Origin of the sequence: Rhodopseudomonas sp. G2_2311, assembly GCF_047501505.1 — a bacterium.
GTDB classification, from domain to species: domain Bacteria; phylum Pseudomonadota; class Alphaproteobacteria; order Rhizobiales; family Xanthobacteraceae; genus Rhodopseudomonas; species Rhodopseudomonas palustris_H.
This window is the reverse complement of sequence record NZ_JAZDRK010000019.1, coordinates 1-22,537: the sequence shown is the minus strand read 5'-3', so window position 1 is coordinate 22,537 and position 22,537 is coordinate 1. Positions and strand designations below refer to the sequence as shown.

Annotated in this window: 19 protein-coding genes; 7 read left to right on the top strand and 12 right to left on the bottom strand. The window is 65.4% G+C overall.

Going from position 1 to position 22,537, the window contains the following annotated elements; genetic code table 11:
• The first annotated feature begins 126 nt into the window (after positions 1–126).
• Positions 127–912 carry a MetQ/NlpA family ABC transporter substrate-binding protein gene (locus tag VRZ08_RS20240; RefSeq protein ID WP_263990989.1) on the top strand — a complete coding sequence of 262 codons (786 nt, stop codon included), beginning with the start codon at positions 127–129 and terminating at the stop codon, positions 910–912.
• A gap of 95 nt (positions 913–1,007) precedes the next feature.
• A complete protein-coding gene (locus VRZ08_RS20235) occupies positions 1,008–2,345 on the top strand; it encodes a phenylacetate--CoA ligase family protein (protein ID WP_414533680.1) in 1,338 nt (445 codons plus the stop codon).
• Between the two features lie 479 nt (positions 2,346–2,824).
• Here the strand turns inward: VRZ08_RS20235 and VRZ08_RS20230 are convergent, their stop codons facing one another.
• The 6 genes from VRZ08_RS20230 to VRZ08_RS20205 all read right to left on the bottom strand — a co-directional run bounded on the left by VRZ08_RS20230 (position 2,825) and on the right by VRZ08_RS20205 (position 9,602).
• Positions 2,825–3,598, bottom strand: a complete 774-nt coding sequence (locus VRZ08_RS20230; RefSeq protein WP_264054702.1) for a MetQ/NlpA family ABC transporter substrate-binding protein — start codon at positions 3,596–3,598, stop codon at positions 2,825–2,827.
• 29 nt (positions 3,599–3,627) lie between these two features.
• On the bottom strand, positions 3,628–4,296 hold the full coding sequence (locus tag VRZ08_RS20225; RefSeq protein WP_107343465.1) for a methionine ABC transporter permease: 669 nt from the start codon (positions 4,294–4,296) through the stop codon (positions 3,628–3,630).
• The gene (locus VRZ08_RS20220; RefSeq protein ID WP_107343464.1) at positions 4,286–5,392 is read right to left on the bottom strand and encodes a methionine ABC transporter ATP-binding protein; all 1,107 of its coding nucleotides are present in this window, start codon (positions 5,390–5,392) and stop codon (positions 4,286–4,288) included. The genes VRZ08_RS20225 and VRZ08_RS20220 overlap by 11 nt, the downstream gene beginning before the upstream one ends.
• Before the next feature lie 189 nt (positions 5,393–5,581).
• The gene (gene epsC / locus VRZ08_RS20215; RefSeq protein ID WP_230762355.1) at positions 5,582–6,529 is read right to left on the bottom strand and encodes a serine O-acetyltransferase EpsC; all 948 of its coding nucleotides are present in this window, start codon (positions 6,527–6,529) and stop codon (positions 5,582–5,584) included.
• A 165-nt stretch (positions 6,530–6,694) separates the two neighbouring features.
• Positions 6,695–8,671, bottom strand: a complete 1,977-nt coding sequence (locus tag VRZ08_RS20210) for a family 2A encapsulin nanocompartment cargo protein cysteine desulfurase (RefSeq protein ID WP_414533679.1) — start codon at positions 8,669–8,671, stop codon at positions 6,695–6,697.
• Entirely contained in the window at positions 8,658–9,602 is a 945-nt protein-coding gene (locus VRZ08_RS20205) for a family 2A encapsulin nanocompartment shell protein (protein ID WP_230762352.1), read from the bottom strand. Before VRZ08_RS20205 ends, VRZ08_RS20210 begins: the two co-directional genes overlap by 14 nt.
• 541 nt (positions 9,603–10,143) lie before the next feature.
• Between VRZ08_RS20205 and VRZ08_RS20200 the strand changes: the two genes are divergently transcribed.
• The 4 genes from VRZ08_RS20200 (at position 10,144) to VRZ08_RS20185 (ending at position 15,671) form a co-directional block, all read left to right on the top strand.
• Positions 10,144–10,542 (top strand): hypothetical protein, encoded by a 399-nt coding sequence (locus VRZ08_RS20200; RefSeq protein WP_414533678.1) that lies wholly within the window; start codon positions 10,144–10,146, stop codon positions 10,540–10,542.
• A 96-nt stretch (positions 10,543–10,638) separates the two neighbouring features.
• The gene (locus VRZ08_RS20195; protein ID WP_414533677.1) at positions 10,639–11,034 is read left to right on the top strand and encodes a FixH family protein; all 396 of its coding nucleotides are present in this window, start codon (positions 10,639–10,641) and stop codon (positions 11,032–11,034) included.
• Positions 11,035–11,121: 87 nt separating this feature from the next.
• Positions 11,122–12,516, top strand: a complete 1,395-nt coding sequence (locus VRZ08_RS20190; RefSeq protein ID WP_414533676.1) for an efflux RND transporter periplasmic adaptor subunit — start codon at positions 11,122–11,124, stop codon at positions 12,514–12,516.
• The gene (locus VRZ08_RS20185) at positions 12,513–15,671 is read left to right on the top strand and encodes an efflux RND transporter permease subunit (RefSeq protein WP_414533675.1); all 3,159 of its coding nucleotides are present in this window, start codon (positions 12,513–12,515) and stop codon (positions 15,669–15,671) included. Before VRZ08_RS20190 ends, VRZ08_RS20185 begins: the two co-directional genes overlap by 4 nt.
• 25 nt (positions 15,672–15,696) lie before the next feature.
• Here the strand turns inward: VRZ08_RS20185 and VRZ08_RS20180 are convergent, their stop codons facing one another.
• The 6 genes from VRZ08_RS20180 to VRZ08_RS20155 all read right to left on the bottom strand — a co-directional run bounded on the left by VRZ08_RS20180 (position 15,697) and on the right by VRZ08_RS20155 (position 21,322).
• On the bottom strand, positions 15,697–16,707 hold the full coding sequence (locus VRZ08_RS20180; protein ID WP_164635141.1) for a branched-chain amino acid ABC transporter permease: 1,011 nt from the start codon (positions 16,705–16,707) through the stop codon (positions 15,697–15,699).
• Positions 16,704–17,567, bottom strand: coding sequence for a branched-chain amino acid ABC transporter permease (locus tag VRZ08_RS20175; RefSeq protein WP_107354668.1), 864 nt, complete (start codon positions 17,565–17,567; stop codon positions 16,704–16,706). The genes VRZ08_RS20180 and VRZ08_RS20175 overlap by 4 nt, the downstream gene beginning before the upstream one ends.
• A gap of 13 nt (positions 17,568–17,580) precedes the next feature.
• On the bottom strand, positions 17,581–18,285 hold the full coding sequence (locus tag VRZ08_RS20170; RefSeq protein WP_346296769.1) for an ABC transporter ATP-binding protein: 705 nt from the start codon (positions 18,283–18,285) through the stop codon (positions 17,581–17,583).
• Complete coding sequence (locus tag VRZ08_RS20165; protein WP_107343456.1) at positions 18,278–18,997, bottom strand: ABC transporter ATP-binding protein; 720 nt, start codon at positions 18,995–18,997, stop codon at positions 18,278–18,280. Before VRZ08_RS20165 ends, VRZ08_RS20170 begins: the two co-directional genes overlap by 8 nt.
• A gap of 7 nt (positions 18,998–19,004) precedes the next feature.
• Entirely contained in the window at positions 19,005–20,249 is a 1,245-nt protein-coding gene (locus tag VRZ08_RS20160) for an ABC transporter substrate-binding protein (RefSeq protein ID WP_107354666.1), read from the bottom strand.
• A 212-nt stretch (positions 20,250–20,461) separates the two neighbouring features.
• Positions 20,462–21,322, bottom strand: coding sequence for a MaoC/PaaZ C-terminal domain-containing protein (locus VRZ08_RS20155; RefSeq protein ID WP_414533674.1), 861 nt, complete (start codon positions 21,320–21,322; stop codon positions 20,462–20,464).
• A 118-nt stretch (positions 21,323–21,440) separates the two neighbouring features.
• Between VRZ08_RS20155 and VRZ08_RS20150 the strand changes: the two genes are divergently transcribed.
• Positions 21,441–22,379: an IclR family transcriptional regulator gene (locus VRZ08_RS20150; RefSeq protein ID WP_414533673.1), complete on the top strand. Its 939-nt coding sequence runs from the start codon at positions 21,441–21,443 to the stop codon at positions 22,377–22,379.
• The last annotated feature ends 158 nt before the right edge of the window (positions 22,380–22,537 follow it).

The following is a 22,537-nucleotide window of genomic DNA, read 5'->3' as shown; positions in this document are numbered from 1 at the left end:
GCGCAGGATCGGGAAATGCCGATCTCGCTCCGCCGCGGATTTCGAAATGGCCGCCGGATCGGGCGGCCGATAGTTTCCCCGCAAACCACGACCACCAAGATGGTCACGTATCGAGGTTGAATTCCCATGGTTCGTAAACTCGTTTTCGCCGCGGCCGCTTTCGCCGCGCTCACCGCCGCGGCTCCGGCCTTCAGCACCGAGGTGGTCCGGATCGGCACCACCGCCGGTCCCTACGCCGAGATCCTGCGCTACGCCGGCGACCTCGCCGCCAAGCAGGGCATCGAGGTGAAGATCACCGAATTCACCGACTACACTGTGCCGAATGCGGCGCTGGCGCAGGACGATCTCGACATCAACAACTTCCAGCACCAGCCCTATCTCGACAACCAGGTGGCGCAGCGCGGCTACGACATCGTCTCGATCGCCAAGAGCATCATCGTGCCGATCGGAATCTATTCGAACAAGGTCAAGACGCTGACCGACATCAAGGACGGCGCCAGCGCCGCGATCCCGAACGATCCCTCCAACGGCGCTCGTGCGCTGCAGCTGTTCGAGAAAGCCGGGCTGATCAAGCTGAAGCCGGGCATCGGCATCAAGGCGACAATCGCCGACATCGCCGAGAATCCCAAGCATCTGAAGATCGTCGAACTCGACGCCGCACAGCTGCCGCGTTCGCTGAACGATCTCGACTTCTCGGCGGTCAACCTCAACTACGCGCTGAGCGCGGGGCTTGATCCGAAGAGCGCGTTGCTGCTCGAAGGCGCCGATACCAACTGGAACTTGGTGTTCGCGGTCCGCGCCAAGAACAAGGACAACGCCACACTGAAGAAGTTCGTCGAGATCTATCGCTCGCCGGAGGTGAAGGCCTTCACCGAAAAGCGCTTCAACGGCACAATTCTCACTACCTGGTGAGACCGGCCGCCGCGACGACGATCCACGCCATTTCTGTCATCGACAACGCGACCGGCCGCCCTGCGGCCGGTCGTCGGCATTCAGGAACACTGCACATGACCACGACTTCCGACGAGCGGCCGTATTGGGACGCCAAGCTCGAAACCCAATCGCGCGCCGACTGGGACGCGCTGAAACTGTCGCTGCTGCAAAAGCACGTCGCCCACGCCTATGCGGGCTCGCCGGCCTATCGCGCCGCGTTCGACGCCGCGAAGGTTTCGCCCGACCAGATCAAATCGCTCGACGACATCCGCCGCTTTCCGTTCATCGACAAGCGCACGCTGCGTGACCGCCAAATCGCAGTACCGCCGTTCGGCGATCTCGTCGCAGTGCCGGAACGGGACATCGTCTATATCTCCGCGTCGTCCGGCTCGACCGGCGTGCCGACCGCCTCGCCGTTCACGCAGTCCGACTTCGACGGCTGGATCGACTATGAGGCGCGGCAATTCTGGTCGTCCGGGATGCGGCCAAGCGATCGCTACGTGCATTCGCTGAACTTCTCGCTGTTCATCGGCGGCCCGTGCGTGCTCGGTGCGCAGAAGCTCGGCGCGCTGACGATCCACGCCGGCACCATTCCGTCCGACCGGCTGCTGCAGATCCTGCGCCAGTTCCAAGCCACGGTGATCTGGACTACACCGTCTTACGCCTGGTACCTCGGCGAGACCGCGATCAAGGAAGGCTACGACCTGCGCAAGGATCTGGCCGTCCGCCGGATCTTCGTCGCTGGCGAGCCCGGCGGCTCGATCCCCGAGACCCGGGGCCGCATCGAGCAGCTGTGGGGCGCGTCGGTGTACGATTATTACGGCCTGTCCGACATCTTCGGCTCTTGCGCCGGGATGTGCGAGCAGAAGGAAGGGCTGCACTGGGCCGAGGATCACATCTTGGTTGAAGTGATTGATCCCGACAGCGGCGAGCCGGTGAAGCCGGGCGACCGCGGCGAGATGGTGCTGACCACACTGCAGAAGACAGCGCGGCCGATGATCCGTTTCCGCACCGGCGACATCGTCAGCTTCAATCCGGAGGCGTGCCGCTGCGGCCGCACCGCGATCCGCCTCAACGGCGTCCACGGCCGGCGCGACGACATGCTGATCATCAAAGGCGTCAACCTGTTCCCGAGCGACGTCGAAGCCGTAGCGCGGCAGGATCATGAGCTGACCGGCGAATATCGGCTGGTGGTCGACCGGATCAATCACCTCGACCGTCTCACCGTCGAGGTCGAGCACATCCACGGCTACAACGGCGAGACTCACACGCTCGCCGACCGGTTCGAACGCAAGCTCAAGGCCATCACCGGCGTCTCGGCCGCGGTCTCGGTGCTGAAGCCCGACACCCTGCCGCGGGCCACGCACAAGGCCAAGCGGGTCGAGGACCGGCGCAGCGGGGTGTGGAGCTGAGGAAGAAGCCGGAGGATCAGGCGGCGGAGTGTCAGCGTTCCGCCGCACCTCTCCGCACCGTCATTGCGAGGAGGCGAAGCCGACGAAGCAATCCAGCTCCGTACGCGCGGCCTTGTGGATTGCTTCGCTGCGCTCGCAATGACGGGGAATGGGGGCGTTGCTAACAGGCGACGAGTCCGGTAGCTCGCATGGAGCGAAGCGAAATGCGGGGCAGCGCCTGCCGTTAAGCACGGCGTTATTAAAGGACCCGGCGGATTGCGCTGCGCTCCATCCGGGCTACGTTCTGCGGATCGAGGCGGCGTAGTTGTTTGGCCAGGTTGATTGAAGTTGAGGCGTCACCGCAAATACAGCGTCATCCGCGGGCTCGACCCGCGGATCCATCGCGCGCGTAGCGCGCATCTTGCAAAGACTGATGGATCGCCGGGTCGAGCCCGGCGATGACGCATCTGTCAGGAGTAGCCGCAGAGCGCGGCGCATCCTCACCACGCCGGAATGTACGTGCCCTTGAAGCGGGTTTCGACGAACTGCTTGACCGGGTCGGAGTGATAGGCGTCGATCAGCTGCTTGACCCAGGGCTTGTCCTTGTCTTCTTCGCGCACCGCGATGATGTTGACCCAGGGGCCTTCGACGTTCTCGCGGGCGAGCGCGTCCTTGGACGGATCGAGGCCGGCCTGCACCGCATAGTTGTTGTTGATCGACACCAGATCAACGTCCTGCAACGAGCGCGGCAGCTGCGCGGCGTCGAGTTCGACGAATTTCAGCTTCTTCGGATTGTCGATGATGTCGGCGACCGTCGCGGTGGCGCCGACGCCCTCCTTCAGCTTGATCAAGCCATGCAGCGCCAGGATCTGCAGGCCGCGCGCGCCGTTGGACGGATCGTTGGCGATCGCCACGGTGGCGCCTTGCTTGAGATCGGCCAGCGCCTTGACCTTGACCGAGTACACGCCCTGCGGCGACGCGATGGTGTTGGCGACCTTGACGATCTTCCAGCCGGTCTTGGCGACCTGCGCCTTCAGATACGGCTCGTGCTGAAACGAATTGGCCTCAAGTTCCTTCTGCGCCAGCGCTTGGTTCGGCACCACGTAGTCGGTGAACTCGACAGGCTTGATGTCGAGGCCACGCTCGGCGGCGACCTTCTTGACCACGTCGAGAATCTCGGCATGCGGACCGGCGGTGACGCCGACACGGATGGTTTCGGCATGGGCGGCGCCGGCGAAAGCCAGCGCGATCAGGGAAACGGCAAGACGGCGCATTCGAATACTCCTGGTCTGAACAGCGAAAATTAGTGACGACGGATGCGGCGCTTATCGAGCTTGCGCGCCAGCGTGTCGCCGAGTGTCTGCACGCCCTGCACCAGCGCGATCAGCACCAACACCACGGTCAGCATCACCTCCGGCATGAAGCGCTGGTAGCCGTAGCGAATGCCGAGGTCGCCGAGACCACCGCCGCCGACGGCACCGACCATCGCCGAATAGCCGAGCAGACTGACGATGGTCAGTGTCAGCGCCATCGTCACCGCCGGCATCGCTTCGGGCAGCAGCACCTTGCGGACGATCTGCAGCGGGCTGGCGCCGAACGCACGCGCGGCTTCAATCAGGCCGTGATCGACCTCGCGGATGGCCGCTTCGATGACGCGGGCAATGAACGGGATCGCAGCGATCGTCAGCGGCACGGTCGCCGCCGCGGTGCCGATCGAGGTGCCGGCGATCAGCCGGGTCAACGGCACGATCGCCACCACCAGGATGATGAACGGCGTCGAGCGCGTCGCATTGACGACGACGCCGATCAGGCGATTGGCGATCGGCGCGGCAAACAGCTCGCCGGCCTGAGAGGTGGCGAGGAAGATACCGAGCGGCAGACCGATCAGCGTGCCGAACAGCCCCGCCAAGCCGACCATATAGAGGGTGTCGAGCGTCGACGACGCAATCATGCGAATGAGTTCAGGCGACATAGCCGAGCTGCTCCACCAGATTGTTGCCCGCCGACAGTTGCGCGATCACCTGGCGCAGCACGTCGGGGCCAGCGTCGAGCGACACGATCAGCGTGCCGAACGGATGGCCGGCGATCATCTCGACCTGACCCGAGAGAATGTTGAGATTGACGCCGAGATCGCGCGACACCCGCGACAGCAGCGGCTGGTTGGCGTCGCTGCCCTTGAAGGTGATGCGCAGCACCGCCTGGCCGCCCGGCGGCTGCTGCGGCTGCAGCTTCTCCAAAAGCCAGTCCGGCGCGCCGCTGCCGGTCACCGACGAGACAAACCGCCGCGTCACCTCGTGGCGCGGGGTGGCGAACACGTCGAAGGTTGCGCCGTCCTCGACGATCCGGCCCCCTTCAATCACCGCGACGCGGTCGGCCAGTGCTTTCACCACCGCCATTTCGTGGGTGATGAACAGGATGGTGAGATGCAGATCGCGATTGATCTGCTTCAGCAGCTCGAGGATCTGATCGGTGGTTTCCGGATCGAGCGCCGATGTGGCTTCATCCGACAGCAGCACCGAGGGTTCGGTCGCGAGCGCGCGCGCAATGCCGACTCGCTGTTTCTGGCCGCCGGACAGCTCCGCCGGATAGCGGTCGCGCTTGTCGGCGAGCCCGACCATGTCCAAGAGCGGCAGCACGCGCTTTTCGATCTCGGCTTTGGGCGTGCCGGCGATCTCGAGCGGCAGTGCGACGTTGCCGAACGCGGTGCGCGACGACAGCAGATTGAAGTGCTGGAACACCATGCCGATCGAGCGCCGCGCAGTGCGCAGATCGCGTTCGGACAGCGCGGTGATTTCGACGCCGTTGACGACGACGCGACCGCTCGACGGCTTGTCGAGGCCGTTGATCAGCCGGATCAGCGTCGACTTGCCGGCGCCGCTGCGGCCGATCACGCCGAGGATCGAGCCTTTCGGCACGGTCAGGCTGATGTCGTCGAGGGCGACCACTTCGGCGCTGCTCTTCCGCGCCGGATACACCTTGCGGACACGGTCGATCAGGATACCGGTCGTCGGCTGCGACGATACAAAGGCGGGGCGCTCTCCCGCGGGCGGTTGCCAGGGAGCATTCATGATGGGCTCGTTCATCGATTCCAGGTGGCCGCCCGCGTGGCGGCGTTCCCTATCGACTACCGGCCGGCCTCCCGCATCGCAATGCCTGGAGAATAAAAACAACGCGTCCGTCGCACTGACAGCAAATCGCGACCAAGATCTGACCCGAAAGCGCCAAACAGGAGAAAATTCTTTCGCAGGCGCGCGACCTCAGATACCACCACCGTCCTCGAAGGCGTCATACCGCGCCTTTGCCTGGGTGATGACGCTGTTCGGCGGCACGTCGCGCGTCAGCCAGACGCCGCCGCCAACCTGTGAGCCCTGCCCGATCGTGACCCGCCCGAGCACCGTGGCGCCGGCATAGATCACGACCTCGTCCTCGATGATTGGATGCCGGTCGCCACCCTTGACGATGCGGCCGTGCTCATCTGTCTCGAACCGCTTGGCCCCAAGCGTCACCGCCTGATACAGCCGCACCCGCTTGCCGATCCGCGCGGTCTCGCCGATCACCACGCCGGTTCCGTGATCGATGAAGAAGCTCTCGCCGATGGTCGCGCCGGGATGAATGTCGATGCCGGTCTGCGCATGGGCGATCTCGGCGACGATCCGCGCCAGCATCGGCACGCCGAGCACGTACAGCCGGTGCGCGATGCGATGCCGGATCATCGCGGCGACGCCCGGATAGCAGAACACGACTTCGTCGAGGCTCTTCGCTGCCGGATCGCCATCGAACGCGGCGCGGATATCGCTGTCGAGCAGCGCCCGGATGCGCGGCAGGTCGTGGGCGAAATCCGCCGCGATAGTCAGCGCCTGCTGTTCGATCTCGCCGGGCTTGGCGGCGCCGTCGAGATCGGCAAGGCGCAATTCGCGCCCGACCTCGCGGCGCAGCCGGCGCAGCGCCTGCTCGATGGTGTCGGCGACATAGATGTCGAGGCTGTCTTCCGACAGGCCAGCCGGGCCGAAGTGACGCGGATACAATGCCGCGACCAGCGCATCAACGATGCCCGCCACCGCTTCGCGCGACGGCAATTCCGGAAGCGACCGGCCGCGATAGCGCCGCCGCTGAGAGATGGCGCGGAGCCCTGCGAGTTCGGCGACGATCTCGCCGAGGTCCCATGCTGGCTCAGTGACGACACGGGGCTCGGCGGATTGCGACATGCAGGGTCAGCTCCGGTGAGTGGTTGTAACGTGCGTTTCGCGCCTATCCACGGGTCATTGCGAGGAGCGAAGCGACGAAGCAATCCAGCTGCGTCCAGGGCATTGGATTGCTTTGCTGCGCTCGCAATGACGAGCTTGATGAGTGTTTCGTTTGGTCAACGACCATCACGCTCGCACACCTCGCCCACTCTGCAGTCGGCGCAACGCGTCGACCAGCGCGTCGATGTCGTCATGGGTGTTGTAAAGGGCGAGCGACGGTCGCACCGTGCTTTCCAGACCGAACCGACGCAGGATCGGCTGGGCGCAATGATGGCCGGCGCGCACTGCGATGCCTTCGCGGTCGAGCGCCTTACCGACATCCTCGCTGCGGCAGCCATCGAGCACGAACGACAGGATGCCTGCCTTCTCGCGCGCGGTGCCGATCAGCTTGAGGCCCGGCACCGTCAGCAGATGCTCGGTGCCATAGGCGAGCAGCTCGTGCTCGTGCGCCGCAATGTTGGCCATGCCAATGCGCGTCAAGTAATCGATCGCCGCGCCAAGACCGACCGCATCGGCGATATTGCCGGTGCCGGCTTCGAACCGATCCGGTGGCCCCTGGAAGATCGTCTTCTCGAAGGTGACGTCGGCGATCATGTTGCCGCCGCCCTGCCACGGTGGCATCGCTTCGAGGACATCGGCCTTGCCGTACAGCACGCCGATGCCGGTCGGCGCGAACATCTTGTGACCAGAGAAGGCGTAGAAGTCGACATCCAGCGCCTGGACGTCGACCGGCATGTGGCAGACGCCTTGGGCGCCGTCGACCAACACCTTGGCGCCGTGGCGATGCGCCAGCGCGGTCATCTCAGCGACCGGGGTGACCGTGCCGAGCGCGTTGGAGACTTGCGTGAACGCAACGATCTTGGTCTTCGGCCCGAGCAGCTTCTCGTATTCGTCGAGCAGGATCTGGCCGTGATCGTCGACCGGCGCGACGCGCAAGCGAGCGCCCTTCTCGGCCGCGAGCTGCTGCCACGGCACGATGTTGGCGTGGTGCTCGAGATGCGACACCACGATCTCGTCGCCTTCGCCGACATTGCGGCGGCCCCAGGCCTGCGCCACGAGGTTGATCGCCTCGGTGGCGCCGCGCACGAACACGATATCCTTCACCGAAGGCGCGTTGATAAAGCCGCGCACCTTGTCGCGGGCCGCCTCATAGGCATCGGTCGACCGTGCCGCCAGCGTGTGGGCGGCACGATGGATGTTGGAGTTCTCGTGCGTGTAGAACTGCACCAGCCGGTCGATCACGCATTGCGGCTTCTGCGTCGTGGCGCCGTTGTCGAGCCACACCAGCGACCGACCATTGACGGTCTCGCGCAGGATCGGGAAATCACGCTTGAAGACGTTGGCGTCGAACGGCCGTGCACCGGACAGATCGAGCACATGAACGTCGGTGCGATGCTGCGGCGCCAGCCCGGTGAGGTCGAAGGTCTCGACACGGGGCGGCGCGGCCGATGCCGGCGTCGCATGGGCCAGGGCCGGATGGTCCGCAAGAAAGTACAGCGGCGCTGCCGTCGCCGCGGCGTCGGCACCGAATGGCCCCGCGCTCGGCCATGCAGTACGCGGCACGAAGCTGCGGGATTCGTCGAGCCGGCCTGGTAGCGCGGCCAGATCAGTGTCGCGCGCGAACACCGGCTGCACCGCCGGTGCAGACGGAGGCGGCGGCGCCACCGGCGGAGCCGCGAGCGGCACCTTCAGCTCCTGTGGCAACGAGCCAACCGCCGTGGTCGGCTCCGGCGCCAGATTAGGATCGAGCGCGAAGATCGGTGCCGACGGCCGCGCCGCGCCCACGGTGGGGATCGGCGAGGCCGCGCCGGGATTGTGGTTCGGCTTATAGGAGGGCGATAGCGCCGGCGTGCCGGGAATCGCATTGTGCAGCGGCTCGGCGGCAAACAGCGGCGCCGAGCCGAGCGCCGCACCGGGCTCCGGCACCGCCCCGGTCGGCAACGCCGAGAAGAACGCGTTGGCCAGCCGCGCAATCGAGGCGACATCCGGTGCACCGACCGCTGCGGCGGACGCCTGCTCCAGCGACGCCGGATGCGGCAGCGCTCCGCCTTGCGGCAGAGCCGCAGAGCCGGGATGCGGCAGAGTCGGCTCAGGTGTACTCATGATACGTACCGACCTCGACGTCATCGAGCACACCGAGCGCGTCCTCGGTCAGCACCGCCAGCGAGCAGTACAGCGAGATCAGATACGAGGCGATCGCCTTGCGGTTGATGCCCATGAACCGCACCGACAGGCTCGGCGCCACTTCGCCTGGCACGCCGGGCTGGAACAGGCCGACCACGCCCTGCTTCTTCTCGCCGGTGCGCAGCAGCAGGATCTTGGTGCGGCCGGCTTCGTCGAACGGCACCTTGTCGGACGGCACCAGCGGCAGCCCGCGCCAGGTGAGGAACGGCGAGCCGAACATGTTGATGGTCGGCGGCGGCACGCCGCGGCGGGTACACTCGCGACCGAACGCAGCGATCGCGCGCGGATGCGCCAGGAAGAACGCCGGCTCCTTCCAGACTTTGGTGATCAGCTCATCGAGATCATCCGGGGTCGGCGGGCCCTTCCGGGTCGAAATCCGCTGCGACGGCGCGGTGTTGGCGAGCAGGCCATATTCGGCGTTGTTGATCAGTTCGCCTTCCTGGCGCTCCTTGACCTTCTCGATCAGCAGCCGGAGTTGCTCCTGGATCTGATCGAACGGATGGCTGTAGAGGTCGGACACGCGGGTCTGCACGTCCAGCACAGTCGTCACCGCGTTGAGAAAGTACTCGCGCGGATGCTCCTCGTAGTCGACGAAGGTCTCCGGCAGATCCGGATCGCGGTCGCGCCGCGGGCTGCATTCGACATCGAACGAGGCAGATGCGGTCGCGCCGCGCGTTTCCTTGACGCGATTGAGACGGAAGATACCAGCCTCGACCGGAGTCCATTGCAATAGCGGCACCAGCCAGCGCGGTGAGATGCCGCCCCATTGCGCACGGGTCTTGGTCGCGTTGGCGAGTTGGCGCGCAGCGCCTTCAGCGAGCGTCCTGCGGACTTCGGTATCTTCAGTCATGAATCACTACCCTCGGCGCCGCGGCACCCAAGTGCCGGCGCGTCGCTCAAATGGACCACCTTCGCGGAATAGGAGAAGATTTGAGTTGTGTCCATGTCAGCGATCTGTCGCCAAACACGCAACTAATAGAATAGATTTCTACTAACAGATGCACTCAACTCATAGCTGTCGATTCAGCCCGGGCGATTAGCAGTGCATTTTCTCGAAGGCACCCATCGAAGAATGAGTTCCTTCGCGCCACGAGAATAATTCTTTAGATGGATGTGGAATTGTGGCCCGGCGGCCACTGCGGGGCCGGCAGTAGGCGCCGGACCGGTGTCACCGCACCAGGAAGGGCTCGATGCAGCCGGCGCGCGCGCCAGCCCCGTGGCGGATGCCGAAACGGCACCCTTGCGCCTGGATACCCTGCAGGGGTATAGTTATCAAAATGGAGACCGTTGCACCTTCCATAAGCGTCGGTCTTGAAATTGACGCGTGACAAGTCTTACCTCTGGCGTCGTGCTATCGGATCACCGATAGCCCTTGGCGAGCTGAAAGCGGGATGCGACTGTTCCGGACGATCTTGGCGCTGATGATGGCGTTGTCGCTGGCGGCTTTGCCGGTCGGCTCGGCGTCGGCCGTCATGCTGCCTACCGGGCCGGCGGAAGCTGCGCAGCACGTCCAGCACCACGAGCATCACGCTGGCACCCACGTCACCGCCGCCGTCGAATCCTGCCACGGCGCCACCGCCGATGCGGCGCCAATAACGCCCTCCCTGCCGAAACATCCGGCCAAGTGCCCGCTCGGGTTCTGCTGCGTCGGCGCCTCGGTCGGCTTCTCGCCGGTGGCTACGGTGCCGGTGAAGTTCATCGCCCAACGCGCCGGCACGGTGTTCCCCCCGGCCGACCTGTTCGTGCCGGACCACGCCGGCAGCCCGCCGTTCCGGCCTCCTCGCGTCTGATCTCTCGCTGACCGCCGCGCTGGCGTTTCGCCCGCGCCGACAAATGCTGCGTGCCGTTCGGCCGCAGCACGAGATCAGACACGTTTGGAGATCATAATGACTGCGAAATTCAGCACCGCAGCGGCCTGCGCCGCCGCACTCACCCTGTTTGCGACCGCCGCAACGGCCGACGCGGGTGACTACACCTTCGAGCCCAAGACCCCCGAGATGAAGAAGGGCGACGACGTCACCGTCGCGATCCGCCTCACCCACAAGACCACCGGCAAACCGGTGGAAGGGGCGGTGATCTTCAAGACCCGCGTCGACATGGCGCCGGACAACATGGCCGACATGGTGTCGCCGGTGACGGCGCTGCCGTCGCCGGAGCCCGGCGTGTACGCCTTCAAGACCGACCTGCCGATGGCCGGCCGCTACCAGATCACGCTGTCGGCGAAGGTCCAGGGCGAGCCTGAGACCGTCACCGGCAAGGTGATCGTCAAGGCGTTCAAATAGGCCAGCGCGGCGCCGCAGCCGCGGCGCCGCCATCCTTCCTATCTCCCGAATTCGGATGCGCCCTCGCGGCGCGCGACGGTGCACGTCATGACCAAGCTGCGCTCACCCTCCCTGCTGTTTCTGATCGGCCTCTGTCTCGCGTCGCCCGCTGCGGCCGACGACCGGTCGCCGCTGTACTACCGCGATCCATCCGGTGCGCCGCGCTGGTCGGCGGTGCCGAAGGCCGATGCGCAAGGCCGCGCTTATCTGCCGGTGTATGAGGCCGACGAGCCCTCTGCGCAGCCGGCGCCGAAGCCCGCAGCCGATCCCACCCGTAAGATCCTGTACTACCGCAATCCGATGGGGCTGCCCGACATCTCGAAGGTGCCGAAGAAGGACTCGATGGGGATGGACTACGTCCCCGTCTATGAGGGCGAGGACAGTGCGGACGGCACGGTGAAGCTGTCGCCCGGTAAGATCCAGCGCAGCGGCGTCAAATCCGAGCCCGCCGAACGCCGCGCCCTGCATGTGATGGTGAAGGCGCCGGGTGTGATCCAGCTCGACGAGCGCCGCGTCTCGGTGATCACGATGCGCAGCGAGAGCTTCGTCGAGAAGATCGCCGACGTCACCACCGGCAGCTTTGTCAAGGCCGGGCAGCCGCTGATGCAGATCTACAGCTCGGCAATCGCGTCGGCTGCAGCCGAATATCTGTCGACCATCAACTCGAAGACCACCAGCACGATCGAAGCGTTCGGCCGCGGCTCGCGGCAGCGGCTGGTCAATCTCGACGTGCCCGACGAGACCATCGCCGAACTGGAGCGGACGCGGACCGCGCCGGTGACGGTGCAATGGCGCGCTCCTCGCGACGGCATCGTGCTGGAGCGCAATGCAATCGACGGCATGCGCGCCAATGTCGGCGATGTGCTGTTTCGGATCGCTGACATCTCAACGGTGTGGGCGTTGGTCGACGTCGCTGAACGCGATCTCGGCTCTGTCGCTGTCGGCCAGAAGGTAACGATCCGGGCCCGCGCCTTCCCGGATCGCGCGCTGTCCGGAACGATCGCGGTGATCTATCCGCAGGTCAATCGTGACACCCGCACTACGCGGCTGCGCGTCGAGCTGGCAAACCCGGACCTAAAGCTGCTGCCGGACATGTATGTCGATGCCGAGATTGACATCGCCGGCGATGAGCCGGCGCTGACGATCCCCACCTCCGCCGTGCTTGATAATGGCAGCCGCCGCATCGTGCTGGTGGACAAGGGCGACGGCCGGTTCGAGCCGCGGACGGTGACACTCGGACGCCGCGGCGACGGCGTCGTCGAGGTCAAACACGGCATCGACGAAGGCGAGGCGGTGGTCACTTCCGCCAACTTCCTGATCGACGCCGAGAGCAACCTGAAGGCCGCGCTAAAGGGCTTTGCCGACGGAGCGAACGCCCCGACCAACGAGCCGCAGACGTCGTCTCACAATCACGCACACGACCACGCCGGAGCCCAGCCATGATTGCCCGGATCATCGCCTGGTCGGCGCGCAATCTGCTGCTGGTGCTGTTCGGCACCGGCTTCGCGGCAGCCGCAGGCCTCTACGCCCTGCTGCATCTGCCGCTCGACGCCATACCGGATCTCTCCGACACCCAGGTCGTCGTCTACACCGAATATCCCGGGCAGGCGCCGCAGGTGATCGAGGATCAGGTCACCTATCCGCTGACCACCGCGATGCTGACGGTGCCGAAGTCGAAAGTGGTGCGCGGCTTCTCGTTCTTCGGCGTGTCGTTCGTCTACGTGATCTTTGAGGACGGCACCGACATCTACTGGGCGCGGTCGCGGGTGCTGGAATTCCTCAACGGCGCCGCCTCGCGCCTGCCGGCAGGCGTCGCGCCGAGCATCGGCCCGGACGCCACCGGCGTCGGCTGGGTCTATCAATACGCAGTGATGTCGAAGCAGCTGAACCTTGCAGACACCCGCACCATCCAGGACTGGAATCTGCGGTTTGCGCTGGCCAAGGCCGAAGGCGTTGCCGAGGTCGCCAGCATCGGTGGCTTCGTCAAGCAGTACAATGTCGTGCTCGATCCGCAGCGGATGCGTGACCGCGGCATCACCATGGCGCGGATGCGCGAGGCGATCCGCGCGTCGAATGCCGATGTCGGCGGCCGCACCGTCGAACTGTCGGAGTTCGAATACGTCATTCGCGGCAAGGGCTACATCAAGGACATCAACGACCTCGGCAACATCGTGTTGAAGGCCAGCGGCGGCACACCGGTGCTGCTGAAGGACGTGGCGCGGGTCGAACTCGGCCCCGACGAACGCCGCGGCATCGCCGAGTTCAACGGCGAAGGCGAAGTCGCCAGCGGCATCGTGCTGCAGCGCTTCGGCGTCAACGCGCTCGACGTGATCGAACACGTCAAGAAGCGCTTCCAGGAAATCGCCAGCAGCCTGCCGAAATCGGTCGAGATCGTGCCGGTGTATGACCGCTCGACGCTGATCTACAGCGCGATCGATACGTTGAAACACACCCTGCTCGAAGAGAGCCTGGTGGTCGCCGCGGTGTGCATCATCTTCCTCCTGCACGTCCGCAGCGCGCTGGTGGCGATCCTGATGCTGCCGATCGGCGTGCTGATGGCCTTCGCCGCAATGAAGCTGCTCGGCCTCGGCTCCAACATCATGAGCCTCGGCGGCATCGCGATCGCCATCGGCGCCATGGTCGACGCCGCGATCGTGATGATCGAGAACGCCCATAAGCACCTGGAGCGCGCCGAGCCGGGCAAATCACGCGTCGTGATCCTGATCGAGGCTGCCTCCGAAGTCGGACCGGCGCTGTTCTTCAGCCTCTTGATCATCACCGTGTCGTTTCTGCCGATCTTCACGTTGGAATCGCAGGAGGGGCGGCTGTTCGGACCGCTCGCCTTCACCAAGACATTCGCGATGGCGGCAGCGGCGCTGCTGTCGGTGACGCTGGTGCCGGCCCTGATGGTGATCTTCGTCCGCGGCAAGATCGTGCCGGAGCATCGCAACATCATCAACCGCGCGCTGATCTGGATCTATCGTCCGGTGATCCGCGGCGTGCTGCGCGCCAAGACGCTGGTGATCGTGCTGGCGCTGGTGGTGCTCGGCGTCTCGATCTGGCCGGCGCGCCAGCTCGGCACCGAATTCATGCCCTCGCTTGACGAAGGCACGCTGCTCTACATGCCGACCACCCTGCCCGGCCTGTCGATCACCAAGGCGGCCGAGCTGCTGCAGATGCAGGATCGCATCATCCGCGGCTTCCCCGAGGTCGCCTCGGTGTACGGCAAGGCCGGCCGCGCTTCGACTGCGACCGATCCGGCACCGACCGAAATGTTCGAGACGGTGATCAACCTCAAACCGAAAGCAGAATGGCGACCGGGTCTCACCACCGACGGGCTGATTGCCGAGATGGACAAGGCGCTGCAATTCCCCGGCGTCTCCAATGCCTGGACGATGCCGATCAAGGCGCGGATCGACATGCTGTCGACTGGCATCCGCACGCCGGTGGGCGTCAAAGTGATCGGTACCGATCTGGCCGAGATCGACCGCCTCGCCAAACAGGTCGAGCAGGTGCTGAAGACCGTCCCCGGCACCTCCTCGGCCTATGCCGAACGCACCATCGGCGGCTATTACCTGGAGATCGTTCCGGATCGAACGGCGCTGGCACGCTACGGCCTCGCGATCCAGGACGTGCAGGACACCATTGCCACTGCGCTCGGCGGCCAAACCGTGACCACGACGGTGGAAGGCCGGCAGCGTTTCACCGTCAACATGCGCTATCCGCGCGAGTTGCGCGACGATCCACAAGGAATCGCCCGCGACGTGCTGGTGCCGCTGCCGGCCGGCGGCGCCGTGCCGCTCGGCGAGGTGGCGACGGTGCAGCCGGCGCGCGGCCCAACCTCGATCCGCACCGAGAACGGCCAGCTGGCGACCTATATCTATGTCGATATCCGCGATCGCGACCTCGGCGGCTACGTCGCCGACGCCAAGCAGGCGGTGCAGGCCGTCGTCAGCTTCCCGCCCGGCACCTATGTGACCTGGAGCGGGCAGTACGAGTATCTCGAACGCGCCACCGCACGGCTGAAGATCGTGGTGCCGCTCACGCTCGCGATCATCTTCCTGCTGCTGTACCTGAACTTTCGATCGCTGACCGAGACGCTGATCGTGATGTTGTCACTGCCCTTCGCGCTGGTCGGCGGGCTGTGGCTGATGTGGGCGCTCGGCTTCAATCTGTCGGTCGCAGTCGCAGTCGGCTTCATCGCGCTGGCCGGTGTCGCAGCAGAGACTGGCGTGGTGATGCTGATCTATCTCGACCACGCCCTGGCCGCAGCCAAAGCGCGATGCGCCGCTGAAGGCCAACGGTTGACTCCGCGCGATCTGCAGGACGCGATCATGGAGGGAGCGGTCGAGCGCGTCAGGCCGAAGATGATGACCGTGGTGGCGATCATGGTGGGCCTGCTGCCGATCCTGTGGAGCAGCGGCACCGGCTCCGAGATCATGCAGCGGATCGCGGTGCCGATGATCGGCGGCATGGTGTCGTCGACACTGCTGACGCTGATCGTGATCCCGGCGATCTACGGCCTGATCGAAGGCTTTAGGCTGAACCGCGCAGCCCGCCGCGGCGAGGCCGGTGCGGCGCTGGCGCCGGGAGCGTAGTTGCTCCCGGCCGCTGATGGCTGGCTTAAGACGCTGAAGCCGGCCGCGGCTCCGGGCCGCGGCGGCGCAAGCTGCGCCACGCCCGTTCGGCGAGCGGCAGCAGGCCGCGCGGCGTGACGAGGATCACCACGATCACGACGACGCCATAGATGAAATAGTGCAGGCCCGGCACCGCACCGCCGAGCTGGCCGCGCAGCACCTCGCCGAGCGGCACCAGCAGCAGCGCACCGAGCGCCGGGCCGAACGCGCGGCCGAGCCCGCCGACGGTGGCGAACAGCACGATCTCGATCGTGATCGTCGGAGTCGCCAGCAGATACGGATCGGCGAAGGTCAGGTAACGCACATAGCAGGTGCCGACGATCGAGGTCAGCACCGCCGAGATCGTCATCGCGGTGATCTTGTGGCGCAGCACGTTGACGCCGATCGCCTGCGCGGCCTTCTCGTTATCGCGGATGGTGCGCAGATAATAGCCGAGCGGCGCATTGAGGATCGCGACGTTGACCAGCACCACAGCGGCCGCCAGTCCCAGCATCACCCAGAACGCACCGCGGCCGCCACCGAACTGAAACGCCCAGAAATCACCGGTGTCACGCGGCAGCAGCAGGCCTGAGGCGCCGCCGAGGAATTCCCAGCCTTCGACGATGATCGCGCCCATCTCGGCGAATGCCAGCGTGATCAGCACGAAGGAGAGATGGCCGAGCTGAAAGCGGAAGTCGATCCAGGCGATCATGGCGCCGAGTGCGCCGGCGATCGCCGCGGAGATCACCAGCCCGGCCCACATGTTGATGCCGAACTTGACCAGCAGCGCGGTCGACAGCATCGCGCCGATGCCGATGAACAGGCTGTGCGCCAGCGACACCTGCCCGGCCATGCCGCCGACGATGTTCCAGGCCGACGCCAGCGCCACATAGACCAGCGCCAGGGTCAGAAGGTGCAGGTGGTAGCTGTTCAGCGCCAGCGGCAGGCAGGCCGCGAGAACCAGAATGCCCCACAGCCACGGCGACGCCAGGGTCTGGTAGAAGCCCTTGCCGATCATGACGTCCTCCAGGTCAGGCCCTGCGGCCGGAACAGCATGATCAGCACGAAGATCGCGTAAGGCACCAGACGGCCGAGCGTATCCGACACGTAGATCTGGCCGAACGCCTCGGAGATGCCGATCACCAGGCCGCTGAGCATGATGCTGACGAAATTGGTCATGCCGCCGAGCACCACAACCAGCAGCGTGATCACGGTGTACTGCAGGCCTTGGGTCGGTGTGATCGGCGTGCCCGGCAGCAGCAGCGCCGCGGCGACGGCGAGGATCGCGACGCCAATCGCGAAGGTGACGACCTGAACACGGCCGACGTCGACCCCCATCAACGCCGCGGCACGCGCGTTCTGATGCACAGCGCGGATCGAACGGCCGAAGTCGGTCGAGCGCAGCATCACGTAAAGCCCGATCGCCATCGCGAACGCGACCGCACATGCGATCAGATGCGGCAACCGCAGCACGACGTCGCCGAGGATGATCAGCTTGGATTCAACGATCGAGGGCGTGCGCGCCGGCTGGCCGCCGAACACCATCAGGATGCCGTTCTGCAGCACCAGGCTGAGACCAAGCGTGAGCTGCACGATCATCAGAAACTGGTGCCCGGCCATCGGCCGTAACAGATAGCGGTAGACCAGCCCACCGATCAGCGCCATCACCGGGATGGTGATCAGCGCCGACACGTACGGATCGAGCGCGAACGCCGAGAACAGCGCCAGCGCCATGAACATCGCCAGCGAAATGAAGTCGCCATGGGCGAAGTTGACGATGCCGGACACGCCGTACACCAGGCCCATGCCCAGCGCGAGCAGCCCGTAGGTGCTTCCGATCAGAACGCCTTGCGCCAAGGCCTGCCAGAATTCGCTCACTTGCCGTCTCCGTTTACAGGCCCAGATAGGCCTGCCGCGTGCGCGGATCGTCCCTGACCAAATCGGCCGCGCCCTCGACCGCGACTTGCCCGCGTTCGAGCACGTAGCAGCGCTGCGCATGGCGCAGCGTCAGATTGAGGTTCTGCTCGACCAGCAGCATGGTGAGGCCGCTCTGGTGCAACTGGTCGATGATCTCGAAGATGTATTGAACGAACAGCGGCGACAGGCCGAGCGAGGGCTCGTCCAGCATCAGAATGCGCGCTTCCGCCATCAGCCCGCGGCCGATCGCCAGCATCTGCTGCTCACCGCCGGACAGCGTGCCGGCGGCCTGTGTCAGCCGCTCCTTCAGCCGCGGGAACAGATCCAGCACCTTTTCCATCTGCGCGGGGCGATGCGGCCGGGCGCGGTCGCAGAACCCGCCGAGCAGCAGATTCTCGCGCACGCTCATCTCCGGAAACACCAGCCGCCCTTCGGGCACCTGGATGATGCCGAGTTCGACGCGCTCGCGCGCGGTGGCGCGGGTGACGTCCTGGCCGTCGAACAGGATGCGGCCGGACATCGGCGTCACGATCCCTGACAGGCAGTTGATCAGCGTGGTCTTGCCGGCATTGTTGGCGCCGAGCAGGCCGACGATTTCGCCGGACGCGAGCCTGAGCGACACATCGCGCAGGATCGGCGAGCCGCCATAGCCTGCGACCAGACCTTCGACCTCAAGCATCGAGATGCTCTCCGAAGTAAGCGTCGATCACCTTGCGGTCCTTGATGATCTCGTCGGGCGTGCCCTCGGCGATCTTCTCGCCGAAATTGATCACCACCATCCGGGTCGCCATCCGCATGATCACCGGCATCACGTGCTCGACCATCACGATGGTGACGCCGGAGCGGTTGAGCTCGCGGATGATCGCCATCGGCGCTTCGGTCTCGGCCATGGTGAGGCCGGCCATCACCTCGTCGAGCAGGATGCACTGCGGATCGGTCGCGACGCATTTGGCGACCTCGAGCAGCTTCTTGTCCTGCAGCGACAGCGTCGCCGGCGTTTCATCGAGCTTCGCGCCGAGGCCGACGCGCGTAAGCACCTCGGCTGCATAATCGATCGCCTGCCGCAACGGCCTCCGGGTCAGCGCCGCCGTGGTGACGACCTCGAGCGTCGTCATGTCGGCGAAGGTCTGGACGATCTGGAAGCTGCGCACCAGGCCGCGGCGCGTCAGCCGGTCGGGCGAAATGCCGGTGATGCGCTGGCCGTCGAACCGAACGTCGCCGCTCGACGGCGCAATGAAGCCGGAGACGACGCCGAACAGCGTCGTCTTGCCGGCGCCGTTGGGGCCGATGATGCCGAGGATCTCGCCCTTCTCGACGCCGAACGAGACGTCGTTCAGCGCGAGCAGGCCGCCGAAGCGTTTGCTGATGTTGTCGACTTCGAGAAGGGCCACGACGAGATCAGCTCTTGGGACGCGGAGCTGCCTGTGCGAACTCCTTCGGGAACACGACCTCCTGGCTCTGATCCGGCATCCACTGGATCATCATCGCCGAGCCGTCGGTCAGCAGACGATCCTCGGCGAACTGCAGGCCCTTCGGCTTGGCGATGTAGAGATGCGGATCGCCGAACGGGATCTTGAAGCTCTTGAAAGCCTCCAGCAGCGCGTCCGGCTCCAGCGACTTGGCGTTCTCCAGCACCTGCTGCAGCACGCGCGCTCCCTGGGCGTATTGAACCGCGCCCTGACCGATGCGATCGAGCTTGGCGACGTCGCGCAGCTCGGTGATGATCTTCTGCATCGAGTCCATCTTGGCACCGGCGCTGAAGCCGGTCATGCCGAACAGGTTGCGCGTCAGCACCGCCTTGCCGATCTCCGGGCCGAGATCCTTCCACAGCGACAGGTCCGAATAGCCGCCGGTGCCGCCGACGAACAGACTGCCCTGGTAATTCAGGTTATAGCGCGCCTGATGCATCAGAATTCCGTCGCGCGGCGTCACCAACCCGGTGACCACGTCCGGCTTGAGCGAGCGGATGCGGATCATCGCCGAGGTCTGGTCCTGCGCCTTGGTGTCGAGCGGCGCCTCGCCGATCACTTCGATGCCGCTGGCCTTCAGCTTCTCCACCAGGAACTTGTTGACCTGCTGGCCGGCCTCGTAGTTCGAGTAGCACATCACCGCGGTCTTGATCGGGAACTTGTCGTTGTCGCGCAGCGACACGATGAAATCGTGCATCGACTGCGCGTAGCCGCGGTCATACGGGTAGCCGAGCGAGAACATGTAGTTCGACTTGGCGCCCCCGGCCCAGATCGACAGCGTCGGCACCTTCAATTCGTCGAGCACCGGCGTCAGCGCCAGCATCTGGGCGCTGAGGATGGTGCCGGTGAGCAGCGGCACCTTTTCTTCGGTGATCAGGCGGCGCGCTTCGGTCGCGGTCCGCGCCGGCTGGCTGGCATCGTCGGCCTGCAGCAACTGAATCTTGGCGCCATCCTTGCTCTTGATGCCGCCGTTCTTGTTGATCTGATCGATGATGTAGTCGAACGCCGGCTTGCCTTCCTGCGCGTAGGCCGACAGACCGCCGCTCATCGAATTGATCACGCCGATCTTGATCGGCGCCGGCTCGGCGCTGGCGTTGCGAACCCAAGGCGCTGCGACCGTTCCGAGCACCAGACCAGTCGCACCGATTCCGAATGAACGTCGGGAAATGGACACGGGCGTTCCTCTTTGTTGTTCGTTGTTGTTGCAGCGTCGGCGGACTTATACGTGATGCCCGCCGAAAGTCACTCTCTAAACGCCGGCCTAACTACCAGCCTACGTTGTGACGGCGTCGTTCTCGCGCAGTCGCGCGGAGGCTGTTGCGGCGATGCGACCAGCCTGGAAGCCAGCCGCATCGTTTTCCTGCACGCGGAATAATCCGGGCGATGTCACGAAACCGCGGCAAGACCGTTGTTGATCACAACGACATCCCGTTCGGCCACTTTGGCGCGGAACGAAACTCGCCCTTCTGCATCGTTCCACACTTCGGTGACGATGGTTTCGCCGGGATACACCGGCGATGAGAACCGCACCTGCATCTTGGTCAGCCGTGTCGGATCGCCATCGCAGCACAGCTCGACCAAGGCGCGGCACACCACGCCGAAGCTGCACAGCCCGTGTAGAATCGGCTTGTCGAATCCGGCCTTGCGCGCGACGTCGGGATCGGCGTGCAACGGATTGTAGTCGCCGGACAGCCGATACAGCAGCGCGGCGCGCGGCGAGGTTGCGATCCGCAGCGACAGATCAGGCGCACGATCGGGCAGCGCGTGCGGCACCGGCAACGGCCCCGAAGGTCCTCCGAACCCGCCGTCGCCGCGCAGCATCGTAGTGGAGGTCAGGCGGCACAGCAGCTCGCCGGTCGCCTTGTCGACGACATCGCGCTCCGACAACAACACAGCGCCCTTGCCGGCGCCCTTGTCGAACAGACCGGTGACGCGCGAACGCCCCACCACCGTCGCCTTCGGCGGCAGCGGCTTGAAGATCTCGAAGCCCTGCTCGCCATGCAGAACCTTGCGCCAGTCGACGCCGGTGTCCTCATTGCCGAGCCAGAACCCCGGATAGCCGAGCACCACCGACATCGACGGCAGCACTTGCAAATTCTGCTCGTAGACGTAACGCAGTTGCTTCGCGTCGAGCGGGGCGTCGCCATAGCCGACGCCGAGCGCGTACAGCATGGTGTCGCGTTCCGTATAGCTCTGCTCGATGTCGGGAATGGGCCAGTTGCGCAAGCGCGCGGGGTCGATCGGCATCCTTCCGCTTCCTCTTGTTTTTGTGCAGCTTGCCACCGCGGTGGCTGTCGCACAATATGCGAAATCGATTTTCGCAAACATCTTTGACTCGCGGCCGCGCCGCACGGAAACCACGATCATGGCGGCGAAGACAACCACGCGCGGGCCCGCAGCCGCCAAGCGACGCGGTGGAGCGAAAGTCGCGAAGCGACCTCCTGCTGCGAGCTCGGAAGATCGCGCGCAACGCCGCGCCGAGCGACAATCGCTGCAGCGCGCATCGCGCCGGCCCCGCGCCGACGCCGCCGAACGCGATGATGCCGGCGGCCGACTGTTCGTCTCGGCGCTGGCGCGCGGCCTCGACGTGCTCGGCGCGTTTCGCGCCGGCGACCGCGCGCTCGGCAATCAGGAGCTCGCCGAGCGCACCGGATTGCCGAAGCCGACGATCTCGCGGATGACACACACGTTGATCCAGCTCGGCTACCTTACCTACGAGCCGCGCTCGGCGACCTACCAGCTCGGCGCCCGCGCGCTGGCGCTGAGCTACGCGGCGCTCGCCAATCTCGACGTCCGCAAAGCCGCACTGCCGATCATGACCAAGCTGGCCGAAGACAGCCAGCTGCATGTCGGGCTCGGCACCCGCGAACGGCTGATGATGCTGAACATCGAAAGCTGCGAGAGCGACGCGCTGATCGGCCTGCGGCTGCCACCGGGCTCCCGCGTGCCGCTCGCCACAACGTCGCTCGGCAAAGCCTATCTGGCGACGATCGGCGAGGATGAGCGCCGGGCGCTGCTGGCGGAATTGCGCGACCACCACGGCGCCGACTGGCCGAAGATCGAGAAATCGATCACCAAATCGATGCGTGAGATGGCCCGACAGGGCTTCTGCATCTCGACCGGCGAGTGGCGCAAGGACATCAACGCGGTCGGCGCCGCAATCATGCCGCCGAATGGCGGCCCGGTGTATGCCTTGAGCTTCGGCGGCCCCGCCTATCTGGTGTCGCAGCAGCAACTGATCGAGCACCACGGCCCGGCGCTGGCACATGCAGCAAGAGCAATCAGCGCCGCGCTGGGCGGGTAAGGGCGCGGTCCGTCGTCCTTACCTGCGGCAAAGGCACGGCCTCTCCCCGTCATTGCTGTGCATGTTCAACAATTCGGTGATCGAATCCACCCATCAGGGAGGCTTCGATGCGCGACAACAGCTTCGATCGGACGATTGAAAGAAACTACATCCAGAAG